The 19,535-nt window shown below is 65.4% G+C and carries 22 protein-coding genes and 1 other annotated feature; of the genes, 1 reads left to right on the top strand and 21 read right to left on the bottom strand.

What is annotated here, in order from left to right; translation table 11 throughout:
- Positions 1–108 precede the first annotated feature (108 nt).
- Complete coding sequence (locus CDOO_RS01940) at positions 109–1,011, bottom strand: IS3 family transposase (protein ID WP_162138661.1); 903 nt, start codon at positions 1,009–1,011, stop codon at positions 109–111.
- On the bottom strand, positions 893–1,324 hold the full coding sequence (locus CDOO_RS14440; RefSeq protein ID WP_155861290.1) for a transposase: 432 nt from the start codon (positions 1,322–1,324) through the stop codon (positions 893–895). Before CDOO_RS14440 ends, CDOO_RS01940 begins: the two co-directional genes overlap by 119 nt.
- Positions 925–1,052: a sequence feature (AL1L pseudoknot), on the bottom strand. Its footprint overlaps the gene before it by 128 nt.
- Before the next feature lie 777 nt (positions 1,325–2,101).
- Between CDOO_RS14440 and CDOO_RS01930 the strand changes: the two genes are divergently transcribed.
- A complete protein-coding gene (locus CDOO_RS01930; protein WP_155861291.1) occupies positions 2,102–2,425 on the top strand; it encodes a hypothetical protein in 324 nt (107 codons plus the stop codon).
- A 136-nt stretch (positions 2,426–2,561) separates the two neighbouring features.
- Here CDOO_RS01930 and CDOO_RS01925 read toward each other — a convergent pair whose 3' ends face one another.
- From CDOO_RS01925 to CDOO_RS01840, 19 genes are all read right to left on the bottom strand, one after another.
- Positions 2,562–2,942, bottom strand: coding sequence for a hypothetical protein (locus tag CDOO_RS01925; protein ID WP_155861292.1), 381 nt, complete (start codon positions 2,940–2,942; stop codon positions 2,562–2,564).
- Positions 2,908–3,381 (bottom strand): hypothetical protein, encoded by a 474-nt coding sequence (locus CDOO_RS01920; protein WP_018021442.1) that lies wholly within the window; start codon positions 3,379–3,381, stop codon positions 2,908–2,910. Before CDOO_RS01920 ends, CDOO_RS01925 begins: the two co-directional genes overlap by 35 nt.
- Positions 3,382–3,384: 3 nt before the next feature.
- Positions 3,385–3,612: a hypothetical protein gene (locus tag CDOO_RS01915; protein WP_018021443.1), complete on the bottom strand. Its 228-nt coding sequence runs from the start codon at positions 3,610–3,612 to the stop codon at positions 3,385–3,387.
- Positions 3,605–4,471 carry a peptidoglycan recognition protein family protein gene (locus tag CDOO_RS13190; protein ID WP_018021444.1) on the bottom strand — a complete coding sequence of 289 codons (867 nt, stop codon included), beginning with the start codon at positions 4,469–4,471 and terminating at the stop codon, positions 3,605–3,607. The genes CDOO_RS01915 and CDOO_RS13190 overlap by 8 nt, the downstream gene beginning before the upstream one ends.
- Positions 4,472–4,731: 260 nt before the next feature.
- Positions 4,732–5,031 carry a hypothetical protein gene (locus tag CDOO_RS01905; RefSeq protein WP_018021445.1) on the bottom strand — a complete coding sequence of 100 codons (300 nt, stop codon included), beginning with the start codon at positions 5,029–5,031 and terminating at the stop codon, positions 4,732–4,734.
- 9 nt (positions 5,032–5,040) lie between these two features.
- Complete coding sequence (locus tag CDOO_RS01900; RefSeq protein WP_018021446.1) at positions 5,041–5,637, bottom strand: carbohydrate-binding protein; 597 nt, start codon at positions 5,635–5,637, stop codon at positions 5,041–5,043.
- Positions 5,638–5,698: 61 nt separating this feature from the next.
- A complete protein-coding gene (locus CDOO_RS01895; RefSeq protein ID WP_026159289.1) occupies positions 5,699–7,006 on the bottom strand; it encodes a hypothetical protein in 1,308 nt (435 codons plus the stop codon).
- Between the two features lie 12 nt (positions 7,007–7,018).
- Positions 7,019–7,765, bottom strand: a complete 747-nt coding sequence (locus tag CDOO_RS01890) for a hypothetical protein (protein WP_018021447.1) — start codon at positions 7,763–7,765, stop codon at positions 7,019–7,021.
- Entirely contained in the window at positions 7,766–8,305 is a 540-nt protein-coding gene (locus CDOO_RS13185; protein WP_018021448.1) for an Ig domain-containing protein, read from the bottom strand.
- A 9-nt stretch (positions 8,306–8,314) separates the two neighbouring features.
- A complete protein-coding gene (locus CDOO_RS13180) occupies positions 8,315–9,907 on the bottom strand; it encodes a Gp37-like protein (RefSeq protein WP_018021449.1) in 1,593 nt (530 codons plus the stop codon).
- A gap of 3 nt (positions 9,908–9,910) precedes the next feature.
- On the bottom strand, positions 9,911–10,693 hold the full coding sequence (locus tag CDOO_RS01875) for a hypothetical protein (RefSeq protein ID WP_018021450.1): 783 nt from the start codon (positions 10,691–10,693) through the stop codon (positions 9,911–9,913).
- Between the two features lie 22 nt (positions 10,694–10,715).
- A complete protein-coding gene (locus CDOO_RS13175; protein ID WP_018021451.1) occupies positions 10,716–16,193 on the bottom strand; it encodes a phage tail tape measure protein in 5,478 nt (1,825 codons plus the stop codon).
- A 9-nt stretch (positions 16,194–16,202) separates the two neighbouring features.
- Positions 16,203–16,460 (bottom strand): hypothetical protein, encoded by a 258-nt coding sequence (locus CDOO_RS01865; RefSeq protein WP_245616235.1) that lies wholly within the window; start codon positions 16,458–16,460, stop codon positions 16,203–16,205.
- 95 nt (positions 16,461–16,555) lie between these two features.
- Complete coding sequence (locus tag CDOO_RS01860) at positions 16,556–16,924, bottom strand: hypothetical protein (protein ID WP_018021453.1); 369 nt, start codon at positions 16,922–16,924, stop codon at positions 16,556–16,558.
- 112 nt (positions 16,925–17,036) lie between these two features.
- The gene (locus CDOO_RS01855; protein WP_026159290.1) at positions 17,037–17,939 is read right to left on the bottom strand and encodes an Ig domain-containing protein; all 903 of its coding nucleotides are present in this window, start codon (positions 17,937–17,939) and stop codon (positions 17,037–17,039) included.
- A 68-nt stretch (positions 17,940–18,007) separates the two neighbouring features.
- Positions 18,008–18,409: a hypothetical protein gene (locus CDOO_RS01850; protein ID WP_018021454.1), complete on the bottom strand. Its 402-nt coding sequence runs from the start codon at positions 18,407–18,409 to the stop codon at positions 18,008–18,010.
- A complete protein-coding gene (locus CDOO_RS13850; RefSeq protein WP_018021455.1) occupies positions 18,406–18,681 on the bottom strand; it encodes a hypothetical protein in 276 nt (91 codons plus the stop codon). The genes CDOO_RS01850 and CDOO_RS13850 overlap by 4 nt, the downstream gene beginning before the upstream one ends.
- The gene (locus tag CDOO_RS01845) at positions 18,662–19,021 is read right to left on the bottom strand and encodes a hypothetical protein (protein ID WP_018021456.1); all 360 of its coding nucleotides are present in this window, start codon (positions 19,019–19,021) and stop codon (positions 18,662–18,664) included. The genes CDOO_RS13850 and CDOO_RS01845 overlap by 20 nt, the downstream gene beginning before the upstream one ends.
- Positions 19,018–19,530 carry a hypothetical protein gene (locus CDOO_RS01840; RefSeq protein WP_018021457.1) on the bottom strand — a complete coding sequence of 171 codons (513 nt, stop codon included), beginning with the start codon at positions 19,528–19,530 and terminating at the stop codon, positions 19,018–19,020. The genes CDOO_RS01845 and CDOO_RS01840 overlap by 4 nt, the downstream gene beginning before the upstream one ends.
- Positions 19,531–19,535: the final 5 nt, after the last annotated feature.

Genomic DNA, 19,535 nt, shown 5'->3' with positions numbered 1-19,535 from the left:
AGTTGGGGCAGTAGGAAGAGCGACGTGAAATAATCACAGCCATGGGTATCTTCTCCGGTCGTCATTTTGTCAAGCCCCGGGTTTTGTAGAGGGTGATTTACTTGTCGATCAGGCCGCGTAGGCCTGACACTTCTGCCATTCCTGATGAACTTCCTTCGGCGGGCGATGAGCCAATGCGGAGTGCAGTCGGCGATTGTTGTACCACCCGATCCACTTCGAGGTCGCCACGATCACATCTGTCAGCGCCGGCCACGTCCTGCGGTCGATCAGCTCGGCCTTGAACACCGAATTCAACGCCTCGGCCATCGCGTTGTCATAGGAGTCGCCGCGGGATCCGACCGAGGCCACGACCTTCGACTCCGCCAATGACTCGCCGTAGGTAATGGAGCGGTACTGCACTCCACGGTCGCTGTGATGGATCAACCCGGAAACGTCCTCACCATCACGAAGCCGTGCCGACAAAGCCATATCCAACGCATCCCGCGCCAGCGAGGCACGCAGATGATTCGTCACCTGCCAACCGACGATCTCACGCGAGTAGGCGTCCAATACAAACGCCGCATACACCCAGCCGACCCGAGTGGGAATATAAGTAATGTCGGCGACCCACAACATATTCGGCGCGGTCACAGCGAAGTCCCGGTCGACCAGGTCCACCGGACACTGATCGGCGTCCGCGCTGCGGGTCGAGGGCTTTTTCTTCCTTCGGTGGATACCCGCCAGGCCGTCGGCGGCCATGAGGCGTTCGACAGTGCAGCGGGCAACGTGGCCGAAGGTGCCTTCGCGGTTGATCTCCGCCCACAGTTTCCGGGCACCGTAACATGAGTAGTTGTCCTCGAAGATGCGGCGTAGCGCCCGGGTGATCTGCTTGTCCCGGATAGACCGGGCTGATTCAGGCCGGGATTTGTGGGCGTAATACGTGCTCAGGGCTATCTTCGCGCTGGTGGTAGCCAGGACACCGATGATGGGCTCGACCCCGAACTGGGCACGGTTGTCGTCGATGAATCGCACGATCACTTGTGTGGGCGGTCGAGCTCCGCCGCGAAAAAGCTGAGGCCTTCTTCAGGATATCGTTGGCGCGTTTGGCTTCGGCGAGCTCAGCCCGCAGCTGGCGGTTTTCTGCTTCCAGGTCGACCGACTCGGCCGGGGTGCCAACACCGGATTGTTTGTGGGTGCGGACCCAGACGCGCAGTGTTTCCTTGCTCACGCCGAGCTCGGCGGCGATGCGGGTGACCGCACCCCGGGCCGTGTCAGGGTCGGCTTGGGCGTGGAGCACGAGTTCTATGGCGCGCTGCTTGAGCTCTGGGGTGTACTTGACGGGCATGTAAGGGATTCCTTTTCCAGTTTCCTACCCTCCATTAAACCCGGGGCGAACCAGTCAGCCCCACCTTCCGTTAGTGGAATGTGGGGCTGACCTGCTTCTTCATTGGAGCCGCCTGCGAGAATCGAACTCGCGACCTTCTCATTACGAGTGAGCGCGGAATGCCGGTTGACCTGCCGTTTATGCCGCGCCGTTCCGTCCTGGTTCCGAATGGGGCCCCGAACCTCGTAACTGCGAAATGCCCGGCATGGCAGCCGAGCTGGACGCAGCGCGGGGTGTCGGGTGACGTGTGGTGGAACCCCGCGGTCTAGCCCCGCCTGGCCCGGGGCGTGAAAATGTCTGCACCCCGGCCGCAGGGAAGCCACTCGCCTTGGAAGTGATCGCACCCTGCGCAACTCGGTAATAGTTTCAGCGCGAAATCACCAACACTATTAATTCTTACGCCAAAAACTCGTCAGCTAGAATCCCCCCTACCAAATTGTCCAAATCGATCGGTGATGCGCAACACGATGAATCTGCCCCCCAAACGATTACGCAAGCTCGCGAAGAAGCTCGCGGTGCAAGGTTGGACGTATGCCCCCACCAAGGACAACCACCCCCGCTTCAATCCCCCCGAAGGGGCCGTAGGCCTAGATGGAAAACGCGCACGTCCAGTCAAGTTTTCATCGACCCCGTCAGACGCCAGGGGCGACAGAAACTCGGTTTCCCTCCTCAGGCGTCAGGGTGCGAACGTCAGCTTTGATGACATAGGATGACGAGCATTGAAAGTAGGTGACCATCATGAAGAACTTCACTCTGGAAGTAACTACGCCCCCTGTTGTCAATGACGACTGGACCGCCCTCGTCCGCATTCTCGATATCGTCCCCGGCAGTGCCCTTATGGAAGACCCTGATCGCCCCACCATCCTCCTCGACGTAGATGCCGACTCCCATCGGAAGGCGTTTATGTTTGTGCTGGGACTGGCGGAGCTTGTCGGGCTGGAAGTGGATCAGATGGAGGTCATCGAATCGCGGTCCTCTACCGTTCCCCAGTTCATTCCCGACGTAGAATGCGTCGATGAGTGGGTGCAGAATTCCCCCAAGCGCCCGGCAATTACTTACTAGACTCTGAGAACAGCTTTCGGTGCCCCATCCCGCTCGGGATGGGGCACCTGCGTTCGGCTTGGTCTTGCATAAAGTCCAGGGCTCAGAACGAGAAAGAGCCCCCACCCGGCGCGGCGGCCAAGGTGGGGGCATGGGGCTAGAGGTCGCGGAGGACTTCGGGGTCGATGACGACGACGGTAGTGGGGTGCTCGCGCCGGTACTCGCGCAGCGATCGGAGGGAGCCCCTGTACTTGATTTCCAGAGTGCCGAACTCGGACCGGAGACTCGCAAGCTCGCCCTTGACTTCCCCGACCTGGTGCCGCAACTCTTCGATGATCTTTCCGCTCATCTCGGCGAGCTCACGGAAGTCTGCGGAAACCTGCGCGGCGTCGGCGGGGACTTTGTCCGCGTCCGCCTGCCGCTTGCCCTTCACGGTGAGGTAGCCGAAATAGGCGGTAATGAATGCGATGATGACGCCCTGCCATCCGTCCATCGTGGCCCCGCTATTCGTCGCCGTTGCGAGTGTCGTGACGGTCATGGGCTACCTCCCTGATGGTGACCTGCCCGCGCCGACCGCGCCAGGTCGACCAGGTGATAGTGAATGCGAAAGCGACGTAGATGACACCGCGGAAGAAGAATTGCTCGGGTGTGAAGACTAGGTAACCGAGTCCCCAGAAGAGGATGCTGGTGGCTGCCAGGCTAAGCGCGATGGCTGCGGCCCTGGAATCATGCCACCGGGCCAGGATGATGTTGGCGAGCGCGAGGACCAGCCAAGCGTAGGACCATCCCCACGTGGGCAGGAGCAGGTCTGCGGGGTGAGGGACGATGGTGAGGTCAGTGTGGTACCGGTGGCTCACCCAGCCTCGAGAGAGGAGTGCGACGCCGATGAGGAGCATGAGCATGCCGTCGGTCAGCATGAATGCCCGGATCCTACGGGCCAGGGGCTGCGCCCGGGCGGGGAGATGGTCGATGGGCACGGCCTACCCCTCTGCCCGGTGCTCGCCGACGTAGTTGTCGACGTTGCGGCGCGCGAGGCAGTTGCCGACCGCTGCGAGGATCGAGCCAGATACGGCCACGACCGCTGCGACGAGCTCCGCATCGACGGTCACTCCCCAAATCGCTGCGATGGGGACGACAATGCCGGCGAGCAGAGTCAGGGTGTCATAGATGCGCTTGCGGGTGTCCGGGGTGAAATCGCGGTTAGGCATTGGCGGTCTCCTGCTTCTCGTAGAGCCGGGTGGCCTTGATGTCGATCAGGCGGAGGTACTGGTCAAGGGTGAAGCTCTTGGAGGCGTCGACGTAGGACGGGTACTGCTCGCCCACCGACGCCGCAGAGAACGTTCCGTCCTTGATCCCAAGGTCAGCGCCCGTACCGAACTCTGCCTCATAGAGGCGAGTGATCTTGTAGTCCACGAAGCGGAGGTACTCCGAGAACCGCAGTTCGCGCCCGTCGAGGTAGGACGGGTATTTGTTGCCGGTGAACTCACCGGCGGGCTGCGGCCGCTCCGGCGCAGGGGTCGGGGCGGTGCCGCCGGACAGGATCTCGTTCGCCCGGGCGATGACCACGTCGTAGGGGAAATTCACGCCCGGGTCCGTGTGATCGGATTCCTGCCACGCCTTTGAGATGTCGTCGTGGCCACAGACGCCGCCCTGACGGGCGCGCACCTCGACGTGGCTTCGCTTGACCGTGGGAATTCCCTTCTCCTTGGCGTAGGCGGCGAGGACGATCGCGCACTTCTCCATCTGCTTCGGGCGGGCGAGCCACTGCTCGCGGGTGAAGGATGCTCGGCCAGCCAGCGACCAGTGCCACCCGGCGCGGTTGCCGGTGAACATGGCGGCCCAGGGGATGTATTCGTCATCGTTCTCGCGGGCCGTACGGCCTTCGGCATCGATGACGCCGTGATACGAGCCGCCGGCGGCCGGGCTGAGCTGATAGCGGGCCATGGCCTCAGCGGAGAGATCCTGGCCTTCGAAGGTGTGGAAGGTGAAGATGTTGCGGCCAGCGGGGGCGAGGCCGTCGTCGTTTGCGGTGAGGAGGTCGATGTCGGCGGTGAATGCGTTTGCCATGGTGGTGCCTTTCTGCCCGGTGTGTGGGCATGAGAATGGCCCCGCGCCGGATGACGGGGGCTAGGATTCGCTCGTATGAGCGAGTGGTGTGAGGTGGTGCCGGATCGGTGTCCGGCGTGTGGTGTGTCGTGGACGGGTGCGGGGTCGGTGCGCCCGGGGTGGGCATCATCCCCACGGTCGGGCGGCATGGGCGGCAGGACGTGGGAGTGCGCCGCGTGCGGGGTCATGCAGCACCCCGAGCACGTGGACCACCCCGCGGTCTAGACCGGGTCGACTTCGGTGACGTAGATCGAGCCCGCGCTGGTTGTGGTCGCCCCTGTGAAGGTGATCGTGACTGGACCCGTGGCGATGCTGGGGACGTCATACGGGCTGTTCGCCGTGGCCCCGCCGTCCACCGCCGACCCGTTGGCCGTAAAAGTCCCGCCGCGATTTATTAGGACGTAGTTCTTCCCTTCCCTACCGACAGTGCGCGATACGGTTCCCTTTCCGGTGAAACGCCCCGCCCAGGACGCCCCCCCGCCGCCGCCGATGGTGCCGATGAGTTGTGTGGTGAACGCCATGCGGGTCTCCTAGATCTTCTGGAACATGGATACTGCGGCGGCAGGCGGCCAGTGCGCAGCCGAGGTGTGCGCCTGGAGCACCCGGTACGTGATGCCCTTGTCGGTGACGTACTGGCCCACCGTGAGCGCGAGCCCCGCGGCGAACGGGAACGGGCGCGCCTGCGTGCCATCGAGGGTGGGTGCTGCTGGGGTGGCTGTGTCGGCGGGCGGGGCGGGTGGGGTGATGACCTGCGCCGTTACGTCCTTCCAATAGCGGTCGTCGATCCCCGGTGCTCCCGGCTCCCAGGAGTTCAGGCCACGCACCTGCGACTCCCACACCTTGCCGTTCTTGCGCACCTTCTTGCTGAACAGATACATCTTCGCGTGATCCGTGCCGGGGTTGACCCACTCCGCGAAGTCGGTCACCTTGGTCTTGTCGGTGACCTTCACCTCCGGCGCGGGGTCGGGGATCGTGCCCGCCTTGCGCATATCCTCGATGACCCCCGCCCGGGCAACGTCCAAAGCGGGGGCGTTGGCGCGCCTCTCAGTCTCGGTGTTCACCATCCACCCTCGCAGATCGACGAAGTCAATCTCCGAGAGTTTTTGAATATCGTCCCGAATGGTCATGTCTTTTTCTCCTTGGTGCGCTGCGTCGATGAATTTGGGTCGCTGGTGCTGGATGTCACGTTTAGACCCCTGTGATTCGTGAGAGCTCGGCGGTGGTGATGCCCCAGAGGTAATCCCCCACCACCGCACCCGAAGGGGCAGTCGTGGGCTTCGTGCCTGTGTAAGGCCAGATCACGAAGCGATCTTCTACCTGCGCTTTGAGGATCTTGTCCTGGTCGTCGACGTACTTCTTGGTCGACACATCGGCGTCTACCGCCGGGGCTGCGACCTGGGCGCGCCCCGCCCCGTCCCGCAGGACCACCGTGCTGGCGGTGGGGGTCACTGACTCGGAGGTGAGACCTGTGACATCGGCTCTGGGGTGCGTGTGCCCCGTGTTCGCCTTGCCCGCGAGCGCAGGGACGGTGGGCGCGTCTGCCGTACCCGCGAGATCCCCCGCCAGCTTGACCTTTCCCTTGGCAGTGGTCGTCGCATCTGCCACGCCAGCCGCCGCCGTATCCGCAGCCTTCTTCTCACTCGCCGCAGCAGCCGCAGCCGACGCCGCCGAATCTGCCGCCTTAGTGCTCGCGGTATTCGCCGCGCTCGTGGCGAGATCCGCCTTCTGGCTAGCCGTCGAAGCACTACCGGATGAGGCGCTCGCGCTGCCCGCTGCATCCGCTGCCTTCTGGCTGGCAGTATTCGCCGCGCTCGTGGCGAGACCCGCCTTCTGGCTAGCCGTCGAAGCACTACCCGCCGCGTTGGTAGCCTGCTCAGCGGCGGTGTTCTTGTACTGCTCCGCCCGGGTGACGGCCGAGGTGACCGTCTCCGTGGCCGTATTCGCCGCAGACGCCGAGGCCTTCGCCGACGCAGCCGCCGCCTCGGCCCCGGTGCGCCCTGCCTCAGCCCGGTCAGCATCAGCCTTGACCACCTCGCGGATCACACCAGCACCATCGGAGACGGCGCGATCCACTTTCTTTTCGGCCTTAGTCGCCGTCGCTACCGCAGCCTTCTCAGCCTCGACTGCCTCATCACGCGCTGCCTCCGCCCGGCGCGCGGCTTCTTCGGCCCGGGCGACGACGACGGGTGTCCATTCGGTGGTGGTGCCGATGAGGTCGGCGAGCTCGTGGGTGCCCTCTGCGGGGAGGTCGATGTCCCAGTGCGTGCCGTGCGACACGCCACCAGCGATTTCGACGCGGATGGGGCCGGGGTCGAGGGCGGGTGTGGTGAATTTTCCTCCCGAGTTGTACAGGGGGATGCGGTGGATCTCCTGGAGGATGACGCCGCCGCCGTTTTCTGCGGGGCGGGTGATTCGGGATTGGAGGAGCAGCGCGGTGCCCTGGGCCTCGAAGTTCTTGCCGGCCACGTCTTTCAGGTGACCTTTTATGATTGTCATGGTCGCCTCCTTTTAGCCTGGTTGGGTTTCGTCTGGGACGTTTTGCTGGCCGGAGTTTTCTGCGACGGCGGAGTGTCGGATCACGTGCAGAGTGCTGCGTTCGGTGCCGCCTTGCCACCAGCGCCAGTTGTCCGAGTAGGCGCGGACTTTCACCCGGTAGCCTTCTGCTGGGACCACGAATGGGTAGGCAGTGAAGAGGGTTTGTTCGCGGTCTCGGGGGATGACGAATTCGCTGTGGCTGCGGGAGTACACGGTCGAATCGGGCCGGAGCACTTCGACGATGAGGTAGCCGTAGTCGCCGCCGGTGAAGCTTGTCCGGCGAGCGTGAAGCTTTGCATAGGCGGTGTATAGTCCGCCGCCACCGAGGACCATCTGCCCCGAGCTGGGGTCCAGGCTGATCGATTTCTCTGGGCCGAGGCGTCCGGAGTACTTGATGTCCCTCCAGTTGTCGCGCGACCACTCGACGTTGATGTTTTCCGTGAGGTACGCGGCGCAGTACCCCTGAATGCCTTCGAGCAAATCAGTGCGCTCAAGCAGGTCGAGCTGGCCGTCGCGGATCGGCTTAATGGCCTCACCCACCGGGGCGAAGATTCCACCCGGGGAAAAGATGCCCCGGATCGCGTCACCAATCCCGCCGATAATGTTGTTGAATCCGGCGGTTAGACCGGATCCGAGGTCGTTGCCGGCGGTGCCGTAGTCGCGGAGGTCCTGCGGGGATCCATCCCAGCGAGGGGTATATCGGTCCGGCGAGACACCCATCTAGCCCACCTCCTCGGTCCCGGTCTGCTGCAGCTGGGCGAGCAGCGCCTCACGCTGCGCAGGCGTAAGCGCCGCGACGTCGACCGGCTGAGGCACAGCGCGCTCCCGATCCTCCAGGGCCCCGATCCACCGGCCCTCCTCATGAGGGGAGCCGGATCCGCCGAGTGAGTCGTACTTCACCTGCGGGCCGACATGCACCGTCCAGGTGTACGGGCCAGCGGGCAGCACGCCCTGCAGCTCCCCCGTCCTCGGATTGAGCGTCAGCCCGGGCGGCAGATCGGGCGACCACACGCTCGTCAGCTCCGAGCCCGGGACAATCTCATCGACGTTGCGAGGATCATCCCAGCCGCGCGAGTACTCCACGGTGTGCGGTTCGACGTCGTGCAGCTTTGCCCCACACATATCGAAGATGAAGGTGGAGAGGTCGTTCATGAACTCGTTGTCCAGCTTCATGCCGAGCGGGTTGAGGAATAGCTGAATGTAGGGGTGCTTCCCCGCGGGTGCGGGGTGCTCGAACATGAAATCGATCTGGGCGTTCACGGGCCCTCCTTAGGGGATAGCAGTCTTGAAGCGGTCGAAGGCGTCGGCCGTGGCCTTGAGTGAGCGGTCGAGCGAGCGGGACGGGGACTCGCGCAGACGCGGATCTCCCATCCCCAGGGCGACGTCGTCGCCGCCCCGGTGAACCGTCACCGTCCAGGACTCCACGTAGGTGGCGAAGATGATTCCGAGGGAGATCACCGCCGCCTGGTCTCCGGTGCGGAAGTCGCGGCCGAGGACGTAGGGCTGGCCATCTCCCACGGTGAATTCGGTGGAGACGGATCCCTGGGTCTCCTGTAGTGCGGTGAAGCCCTGCTGGAGCGACGAGAGGGAGAAGCCGTCACCGGGCTTGACGATGCCCCGGTAGCGGTAGGGGCCGTGGGCCTGGCCTCGTGCGTAGGCCGGGTACTGGATCCAGGCGAAAAGTTTGTCCTTGAGTAGCTCGCCCTGCATGTGGCCGATGAACGCGCCGGCGGCGGCCGCGAACGGAGCGAGTGGCGGGAAGGCAGCGCCGATGCCGGCGCCGATGCCCTGCCACATCGCCGACGATGCCGCGGCGATGAGCGAGTTGACGATTTGCGGGGAGCGGCCACCGACGATGACGCGGGAGTCCGTGGATTTCTTCACCACCAGGCGGTGCGTGATCCCCTTCATGTGGTCGGCCGACCACACGCACCAGGCATTGGGGTTCTGCCCGGTGAACCAGGAGTCGTCGAGGACCAGCGCCTTGGTCGTCTGGTCGCCCGTGATCGTGGCCCTGATCCCCCGGATGACATCGCCGATGCGGCCAGTCGATGACGTGTCGAAGGCGCGGGGCTTGATGTCGAGGATCATCGTCGGCGTCGACAAGGTGGCGTGCGAGGGGAAAGGTTGCTCGTCGCCGGGGAGCCACAGCTCGATGGTGAGCAGCAGCCCCGCGGCGTCCAGGGTGGCCGAGAACATCTCGCCCGCCGAGTTGAACCTGGAGTCGAGAACCGTCCACTCCGTGGTCGTGGATTCATGGATCGGGCTGACCATGAGCGGCCAGGAGCTCGGGTTGATCCCCGACCAGGTCAGCGGTGACCAGAGATCCCAGGCTGCGAGCATGAGGGGCTGAAACTCGCGCGCGAGATTGCGGTGAAGATAGGACTTCAGTACTCGCAGAGAGTCCCCCGCCTGGACGTCGGCGTACTTGAGCTGCGCTGCCAGCGGCAGGCTGGGGGACGCCCACAGCGGCATGTGGTGCAGGTGCTCCCACAAGCCCTCGCCGAGGACGGCCACCGAATCGGCACCGTCCTCCTGGAGCAGCTCTATCTCCGCGAGGCGGTAGGTCACCCGGTAGCTCGGCGTCTCGACGACGATCCAGAACCACTGGTCGAGAAGCGCTTTCGGGTTGCCCGTCGTCGCCTGGTCGATCATGAGGATCTCCGGCACCGCCGGGTGATTACCCGGCAACTTGATATTCAGTGCGCCGGCGGCGTTGCAGGCGTCGCCGTAGCTCCCCTCGAGGAACCCCGAGAGCGAGCACACCGGCACCATCTGATTGTCGAAGAGCCACACAGTGCGCTGCCCTGCCGCGTGCTCGGCGTCGCGGGCGGAGCGCCAGCTCGTCCAATCGAATGCCACCTGTCACCACCTCCACATTGACGTATGCCTGGGAGTGACCAGGCCCGAGCACTTCTCGAATCCCCAGATCGCCTCCGACTGCCGACCAACAGGCGCGGGAAACAGCTGGCCGCGCATGCCGCGCCACAGATCCGGCGCATCCACTTCGCCGACCCGCACCCGCGACGCCTTCTCCGGATCCGTGTCCAGCTCCGCCCACCGCGTTCCCGCATTCGGCAACGCGACCCGGCCGATTCCCGGCGCGGTGACGTAGGCTCCAGCGCCGGTCCAGCGGATGATGGGCCAGGCGGGCAGGTCGCCGGGGTTGCTGACGATCTGGTTGGTGCCGGTGTAGCTGGTGGTCTCGCCGTGCCAGCAGCCCTGGAAGCTGATGGCGGGGACGTCGATCTCCAGGGATTTGAGGCCCGGGGTGGCGGGCGACTTCTCCGGCGAGATCTCATCCTTGCCCCGGATGACCGGGGTCGTGAGTGTGCCCTTTTCCCGGAGGGTGGAGCGGAGCTCGCAGGCGTCGAACTGGCCGAAGCTGCGGAAGAACATCGACCACACTTCGAGGAGGGGGTCTCCGTCGTCGCCGCGGAAGCCGAGTTTCCAGGTGGCTTCCATCTGGTCGGCGGCCCAGCCGATGGGCGTTGCTCCGATCTGCTGGGAGGTGGAGCGGGCGGTGTGTTCCACCGGGGTCTGCAGGCCGATCGGGCCCATGAGGTAGACCCCTCGTCGGCCGGGGGCACCTCGGGTCAGTGACCATTCGGTGCCCCACGGGTCGACCAGGGAGATCAGATACTCCATGCAGGTCTACCTTCTTTCTGGGTTAAGCGAGCAGGGTGACTCCCGTGCCCGGCGCGCGGCGTTCTCGCTTGATGCCGCGCAATTCCTTCTCGCTGACTTCCGCCTTGCCTTCGACGGCTTCGATGCGGTCTTCGAGGATCTGCTGCCCGTCGAGGTTCACGACGAGCTGCAGGCCCGGGGTTTCCGCTCCGAGGCCGGTGGGGCCGAGGACGGAGGTGACTGCGGAGTCCAGGGCGCGGTTGGCTCCGCCGATGTCGGCGGCGCTGTTGACGGCCTGGCTGGCGAGGTCGTCGTTTCCGAGGATCTCGGCCAGGGCGCCGTAGCCCCAGTCGCCACCGGCGGACGCGATCGCCAGTTCGTCGGCGGCTGCGCCGAAGAGTCGGGCGGTGTCGCCGGCGGAGGCGGCCATGTTGACCAGGTCGCCGGCGAGCGCTTCGTTTCCGATGAGCTCGCTCAGCGCGCCGTAGCCCCAGTCGCCGCCATCGGCTGCGACGGAAAGCTCTTCGACGGCGTTGATTAGGCCTGCGACGTGCGTCCACTGCGGATCCGTGAGGACGGGCTCCCGCTTGCCGCTCAGGTTGAGCGCGAGGCCGCGGTGAGGCAGGTAGCCGCCGGTGTCGTACAGGCCAGTGTCCGTGACCAACTGCTCGCCGCGGGCCATCTTGGTGGCGTACCGGTCCGGGTAGGCGCTGCCCTGCACACCCTGGGCGACGGCACCGGGCTCCTTCGACTCCCAGTCCGGGTACTTCCGGAGCATGGCGTCGAAGAAAAGGCCGGCCGACTCGTAGGGATCCATGCGCTGGTCGAGGGTTCCCCACGCGCCGTTGTCACGCTGTTGGAACAGGCCGACACTGTCGTAGTCCGATCCCACTGCGTCGTGCTTGTAGCCGAGGGAGCCAGGTACGGCGTTGTTCGCCCACATCTGCATCGGGTCTCCCGACTCGACGAGTGCGACGGCTTCACCGATCTTGGCCCCTGCAGCCGAGAGTGACCGGGCCTGCGCAGCCCGGGCGATCTCGTAGGCGAAGAACTCCTGGCCCCAGTCCGTGCCCGGCCCCTTGGGCATCTCCAAGACGTCGGGGTTATCGAGTCCCTGCAGCTGTGGGTCGGCGCCCATCTGCGCAGGGGTCATCGTTGTCACGGCCGCATCGTGCAGCTCGGCCGCGTGGGTCTCCGCAGTCGACGTGCGCGCGCTGTCCGATCCGCTCGTGGCCACACCCGAGTTGGACGCGGGCTTGCCGTACCAGTCCGGGACCGGCATCAGCTGATCGAGCGGTGTCGTCAGTGCCTTCTTCGTGAGACTGTCGCCCATCCCGAAAAAATCGAATACGGCGTCCGCCCCGATCTGCAGAGCGGATTTCGACCCCATCCCCCCGGCGAAGACCGACTTAGCCACGTCCGCACCGTAGGCCGTAGCCTCCTGCGGGGAAGCAGGATCAGCCAGTCGCGGGTCAACCGTTGCCGTAGACGCTGACGTCGCCATCGACATAGACGGTGACTTCGTCGACGTCGAGTAGGTCGTCATGGGCATGGTCGTGGGATCAGCAGTCAGATCCCCCAGCCCGTCCAGCTCCACGTTCTCGAACTTCGGCGCCACCGGCATGTAGAAGAAGGTGTCGAAGTACGAGTCCCAGGCGCCGGCAGCACCGCCGCCGATCTGACCGTTACCTCGCCCACCACCCATCTCGACGTTTGTGCCGTCCGGCAGGGTGCCGGCGGTGTGTCCTCCGGCCGGGCCGCCGTTGAGGAAGCCGATCCGGAGATCTCCCTCCCCGCCCCGGCCGCGAGTGAATCCACGGGCCGAGAGCTCGGAGGCTTCATTGCCGGTCGCGAAGCGTGAGCCGAAGGCCTGGCGGCCCGAGGCCACATTCGCGAAGGCGGACATGGCGCCGGAGCAGTCGCCCCAGTTCGTCCCGCCCCACACGTAGGGCGCGCCCTCCAGGGAGCGGGCCGGGCTGCCGAAGCCGACGTCGGATCCGCCCGCAAAAGTGCGGAGGTCCTCGTCGCCGACGACAGCGCCGTCAGCAAACGCGGCCACCTTCTGCGGGCCCAGGTCCCCTGCGTAGGTGCCGGAGTAGGCCGCACCGGTGGCGGCGTCGACGAGCTGGTAGCCGAAGCGGCCAGCGACGTCGTCGAGAATCGCTGTCGACCGTTCCCGCTTGCCCGGGGCGAGCGGGATGTATGCCTCTCCCCCGGTCTCGTCCTCGGCCCAGATTCGCCAGGCGCCCGCGGGGGCGATCTGTGCGACGTGGTTCTCGCGGCCGCCGCCGTTGGCGTAGGCCTCGAGCTGGTCAATACCTCCGTCGACGTAGGAGCGGGTGATGCCACCCTCTGCCATCTGGACGATGCCACCGCTTCGTAGCCCGATCATTGAGCCGACTGCCGAGAAGGACAGGTTGCTCGACAGCCAGGACTTGACGCTAGACCAGGCTCCCTTCATTCCCTCCCACAGGCCGTTGATGATCGCGCGGCCGGAGTTGACCAGCCACGATCCTGCGGCTGCGAAGAGGGACTGGATCTTGCCCGGGATTTCTCCGATGTTGGAGACCATCTCCCCGATCTTGTCGCGGACGATTCCGACGACGTTGGACACGGTGTCGCGGAAGGCGTTCCACGCCTGGCCGACCATGTCGACCACGCCGCGGAAGTAGTCCAGCGCGACGGCGATGACGCCGTGCACGATGTCGCGAAGATAGCCACCCATCTCGGAGAATCGGTTACCGATGTTGGAGAAATTGCCGGTCAGTATGTCGGCGAGTAGGCCTGCGGCAGTGGAGATGAACCCCCAGACCGGCTGGATGATGTTCACCCAGACGGACTGGATCATCATGCCCAGGAAGTTCCACCCGGGGATGATCAGCCCGTTGATGATTCCGGTGATGACGGCTCCGACGATGGAGAAGCCCATCTTGATGAACTCGAAGATGGGCGAGATGAACACGCTCCACACGAGGTTGAACGCCTGGCCGAGGAGCGCCAGGGCGGGCATGGTGATGTTCTGGATCCACCAGGTGATGGCCTGCGACAGGAGGTCGACACCCAGCTTGAAGGCGTCGAATACCGGCTTTACCCAGGTCTGGTACCACTGGCCGATGCCGGTTCCGAGCTGGGTGAACTTGTCCTGGATCCAAGCGAATCCGGTCTCTACGGCCTCCCTCGTGTTGATCAGGAACAGCACGAAGGGATTGTCATCTCCGAGAGCAGTGCGCAGCGCGGTCTTGTAATCGCCGCTGCTGAACAGAGCTTTCAGGCCTTCCCACGCCATGGCGATCCAGTCGAACACGGGTTTGATGTAGTTCTCGTAGCCGGCTTTGAATCCGGTGACCGTCGCTTCCCAAGCGCGAGACATGAAGCCTGTGAATTTCTCCCATGCCTGCCGGCCGGTCTCGGTCTTGGTGAAGAACAGGTAGAGGCCGCCGACGACCGCGGCGATGCCGGCTACGATCCACATGAGCGGGTTGGCCCACATCGCGCCGTTGAGCAGCCACTGTGCAGCGGCGGTGATCTTGAGGACCCCGCTGAGGCTCTTCATCGCGTTGATGATTCCGCCGGCGGCTGCGATCTTGGTCTGGATGTTGAAGGCGAGCATGCCGAGGGCGAGCGCTCCGAGGGGAACTGCTGCCACGGTGAGCGGACCCTGCCACTCCTTGATGAAGCCGAGGAATCCTGCGGCTACGTCCCAGGCGGTCATGAACGCGCCGGTGGCGAGATCCATGAGCGTGCCCTTGAGCATGGTCAGGCGGCCACCGAGAGACTGCTCGATGGACTGTGCGAGTGCCTCCGAGGATCCGCCGAAGCCCTCCATCGACGATTCAGCCCCGGAGAGACCTTCGAGGAAGGCGGGGATCTGATCGACGGAGAGGTCCTCCAGCGGGGTGCCGAACAGAGCGATGGCGGTGTTCGCCCGCTCTGCCGGGTCCTCGATGCCGAGCAGTCGCTCCGCGGTCATCTCCAGCGCCTCGCGGGCACCGGCGCCGCCTCCGGCGATCTTCGATGCCATGTCCTCGGCGGAGAGCCCGAGAGAGGTGAAGGCGTCGACCGACGACTTTGACATGTCGGAGCCTCGGATCGAGAACTCCTTCAGGGCGTCGCCGGTTTTGTCGAGAGCCCACTTGCCGTTCTCGGCCTGGGTGACGAGCATGCCGAAGGCCTCTTCACCCGAGAATCCGAGCGCGCGGAAGTTCGTGCCGTACTCGTTGATGATCTCCGGGAGCTCGCCCCGCATTTCAGCGGGGACACGCTGGAAAGCTGCGGTCATGAGGTCCAGGCCCTCGGTGACGTCAGAGGCCAAGCCGTTCTTCACGAGCTGACCGACCGTCTGCGTGGCTTCGGCCGCTTCGACCCCGAAGGTCTGCGTGAAGCCGAGGAGGTTGCGGGAGAGCTCGCCCGCGGTCTTCTCCCCGTTCATGCCGAGGTTGTCGAACTGGGAGATCAGTGAACCCACTGCCTGGGTGGCTTCCTCGGTGCCGGAGACCAGGCCGGATCGCATGACACTGCTGACCTGGTCACCTGCCATCGCTGCCGCGGGGCCGGTGAGGCCGAGCTGGGAGTTCATCGTGGAGATCGCGTCGGCAGACCCCATCATGGCTTCGACACCCATCGCGAGGCCGAGCCCGGCGAAGATCCCACCCATGCCCTTGAGGGTGCTGCCCATCCCGCCCATGGAGCCATCGACCTCGTCGGTGGCGTCTGCTACTTGGTGGCTGGCGCGCTCGACGTCTTCGAGTGCTGCGGCGTGGCGGAGTTCCGCGGCGCGGAGCTGGTCCGTGGTGGACTCCCCGGCGCGGCGCTCTTTGGTGACTTCGCCCTCGGCGCGGACGGCTGAGGTTGCTGCGGCGTCGGCCTTCTTGCGGGCCTGCTCTAGCTCACGTTCTGCTCGCTGTGCCTCGCGGGAGTCGTCGCCGAATTCCTGGCGGGCTTGAGACAGTGCGGTCTCTGCGGCTTCGGCGCGGTTCGTGGCCGCGATGGACCCGGCGCGGGCGTCTTCTGCGCGCTGTTCGGCGGCGGATATCTGCAGGGCTGCGCGTTCGGTGGCGAGTTTTGCGTCGGTAAGTTTGTTTTCAGCGTTGACCAGGGAGGTTGCCCGGGCTTCGCCGCCGTTGCGGACGTTGTTGAGGTCCGTCTCGGCGGCGCTTAGGCGCTGCTGCATGGCGACCTGCTGGGAGCGGGCGGACTCGACCCGGGCTTCGGCGGTGGCGATCTGGCCGGCGGTGGCTGAGCCGGACTGCCGGAGCTGCTCGAGCTTGGACTCCTCGACCTGTAGTGCGCTGGCGGCGCCGGCCTCGCGGGTGCGGGCGGCGACGACTTTCTTGGTCTGGGATTCGACCGCGGAGGCGAGCTGGTCGGCGGCGGATTTTCCGCCTGCCGCGCCTGCTGCTCCGAGGCCTTTTTCCAGGGTCTGTCCGGCGGACTTGCTGGCGGTGTTCGCGCCCTTGTTGACCTCGGCGACGAAGCCTTTCATTGAGGCGAGGACGGGGACCCAGACTGTGCTGCCGGACATGGGCACCTCCTAGAGGTTGTCGAGATACTCCAGGATTTCGTCCTGGGAGTGGTTGCCGGCGTTGCCGAGCATTTGCGGTCGGCCGGTCTCGGCTTCGGACCACGGGTAGGTGGGCCGTTTGGGGGCGGGCATTTTGGCTTTCTTGTTGCCCGCGGCCTGGGCGGTGGCGACGGTGTTCTCCCACATCGCCCAGACGAGCGACCAGAGGAGGCTGTCGGTGGCGGAGAACTCGCGGCCCTCGGTGGCCTGTCGGGTGTGTGGGCCCACCGGTGGGAGGCCTTCGAGCAGCACGCGGAGTTTGCGGAGAGTGATCTCCCCGCGCCAGAACCGGGCCAGGAAGTCCTGCCCCGGGTAGGCGCGCTCTAGCGCTGCTTCCGCCTCTTCCGCTCCGCCGCACGACGCGAGGAGCGATACGGCCGAGTAGGGCGACCGTTGGAGTCCACCCCCTGGGTCAGACGCGCGTTCTCCTGGACTACGAGCTGGAACATCAGCGCAGTGCCGCCGGCAGTGGTGAAGCGGTCGTACTCTTCCTCGCCGAGCCAGAACTCGGTGACGTCGTCGATGGTGCCGTCCTCGACGAGGTCGTTGATCTCGTCGCGCTCGTCGTCGGTGAGCGCGATGGGGTCTCGGAAGGTGAAGGTGTCGTTGTTGAATTCGAACGGCACTCGGCCTTCTTCGGCGCCGGTGGCTTCTGCTCGCTGGTCGAGCAGTTCGTTGAGATTGATGGACATGGCAGATCCTCCTTGAAAGTTTGGGTGGCAGGTCCCTTATGCGGGAGTTGGTGGGGCGGGGGTGTGGGCGGGACCTGCCAGGGTGTTTCCCACACCCCACACCGGGTGGCCGTTAGGCCGTGACTTCGAGCTCGATCTGCTTGGAGGCGATCAGCGAGTCCTTGTCGGTCACGCGGAAGGTGACATCCTCCAGGGCTTCGGCGGTCGGGGTGCCGGAGACCACGCCTGCCTCGGAGAGGGTCAGGCCGGCCGGCAGGGTGCCGGCGTCGATGGCCCAGCGGTACGGGGCGGTGCCGCCGGTTGCGGCGAGCTGAGCGGAGTAGGCAGCGCCCACGGCGGCGTCCGGCAGGGCGTCGGTGGCCACGGCGAGAGTGGACGAGCCGTCCGTGGTGGAGCGGACGTTGCCGCCGCCCCAGGAGTCGGTGAACTGCCAGAACGTGGACTTGCCGCGGGACTCCTTGCCCTCGTAGGACTCGCCCGCCGGGTAGACGGAGAGCTCGATGGTCAGGCCGATCATCTCGTCGCGCTTGATTGCGATGGACTCACGGGAGGAGACCTGGGCCTCGAATACGACCAGGCGCATGGCGGCGTCGCCGTCGACCACGTCGATGGAGTACTGCTCGCGCTGGAAGTTCGGGATCGCGTCCTCGTAGAAGGACCACACGCCGGTGTCCGGGTTCTCCTTGACCGAGCCCTTGGCGAGGCCGAAGTAGACCTCGGCGTTGCCGCGGGTGAACTCCCAGAGGGTGATCTTGATCTTCTTCACCGACTTGGTGATGTCCTCGCGGATGGCGTTGAGCTCCTGCCACGGAATGAACTCGGACTTGTCCTCGTCGAAGCTGATCTCGACGCCGTCAGGGCTGAGGTAGCCCATGTTCTTGAAGACGTCGGAGTACTTGTGGTCAGCGGCCAGGACCGGGGTTGCGGTGCCGAGCGGGGCGCGGCGCACTGCGCCAGTGACACCGACGCGGGCGGCGCCGGCGTTGAAGCCGGTGAGTGCATCTGAATAAGCCATGGGGTATTCCTCCTGGAATGAGTGAGACCCGGCGGGGTTTCGCAGGGTCGGGTGTGTTCAGGGTGGGGTCAGGCGTGCAGGGTGACGTCGGCGACGACACCGAGCACCCTCACATGCAGGTTGATGTCTTCGCGGGTGGTGAAGGCCGGGCAGTCGACCTGCGTCACGCCCGTGCCCGCGAGGTGCGGTAGCTGGTGCAGCGCCTGTCGGACTTTCGCCGCGACCGGGGTGGCCGCGGCGCGCGAGCGGGCGACGACCTCGATGTCCAGGCCGACTCTGTCGAGGCGGACAGGGAAACCCTGCCCGCCCCACGAGGTGGCTTCCTCGGCCCCGGGCAGGAGGTCGATCACCACGCAGGGCAGTTCCTTCTCCAGGCGGTCAGCAGGCGGCAGTACGTCAGCCACCCACATGTCCGGCACCATCTGGCTCACGCGCTCGATGATGGTTTTCAGGACGTCGACGTCACTCACCGCCGTACCTCCCTCGCGGTGCGGCGGAGGATCCTCCCGGCGCGGCGGGCGCTGTAGTCGCCTTTGCCTGAGACGGTGACGTCGGCTCCGCTGCGCCCGTTGGCGAGGGTTCGCGGGGTGACGGTGACGTCGGCGTCGATCTTGGCTTTGGCCAGTTCTCGTCGGGTTCGCGACGCGATGTTTGCGCTGCGCTGCGAGACAGCGGCTTTGACCTGGGTTGTCTGGTTGGCGAGGACGAAGAGGTCGTCGGCGTCAATTACGGTCTGTTCCACGGATCACCTCCATGTCTACTTCGGAGTGGGCTAGGAATTCCGTCCGCCAGTGCAGGGGTTTGCCCTGGACTTCCCACTGCATGTCACCCCAGGTATCGACCCGGATGCGGTCGGTGTCCCGAAGATCGAGCAGGAGGTTCGGTGGCTGGGTGTACAGGCGGTATCGCTCCACGGTGTGGTGTGATCGGCCGTTCTCCTGCTCGTCTCCCTGCTGGGGTTGGACGGAGACGGGGAAGCCCACCGGAATTTCTTCCGGGTTCTCCCAGTCCTCGACCTGGCCGCCGTAGTCGCCACGGACGAGTCGCGCGCGGATGATCGTGACGTTCTCGGTGAAGATCACGGCATCGGCCCCAGCTTGTAGAGGTCGACGATCCGCCACTCTGTGGACTGCGGCGTGACTGCTCCTGGTGCCCCGACCGAGATCCCGCCGACCTGGTAGGACTCTTGCGGAGCTCCTGCCCGGCGCGCCATCTGGCCGATGACGCCAGCGAGGTCGGGGACTTCGTCGTAGCCGTGGGTGATGGTGGCGGCGAGGCGACGAAAGCCGGCGGGTGGTCGGCGGGTTAGTTGCAGCATGCCGTCTGCGGAGAATGACCACTCTCCTGGCGGGATCTGCTCGTTGTCGATGGACACTTCGGTGACGTTGTGCAGTCGCTTGGTCGGGAGGAAAACGACGTCGTCGCCGGTGGTGTCGACGGTGACGGTCTCCTCTCGGACGGGCCACACGTGCCACCCGCAAAGGCTGCGCACGGTGTGGACCGCGGCGTCGATGACGTGTTGCTCGGGCATGGTGGTGCCCGCTGCGACCATGGACGGGGTGATGCCGTGCTCGGGGAGTTCCTCGGGCATGTCGG

Source organism: Corynebacterium doosanense CAU 212 = DSM 45436, from assembly GCF_000767055.1.
In the GTDB taxonomy this organism is placed as follows: domain Bacteria; phylum Actinomycetota; class Actinomycetes; order Mycobacteriales; family Mycobacteriaceae; genus Corynebacterium; species Corynebacterium doosanense.
This window is presented reverse-complemented; position numbering and strand designations above follow the sequence as displayed.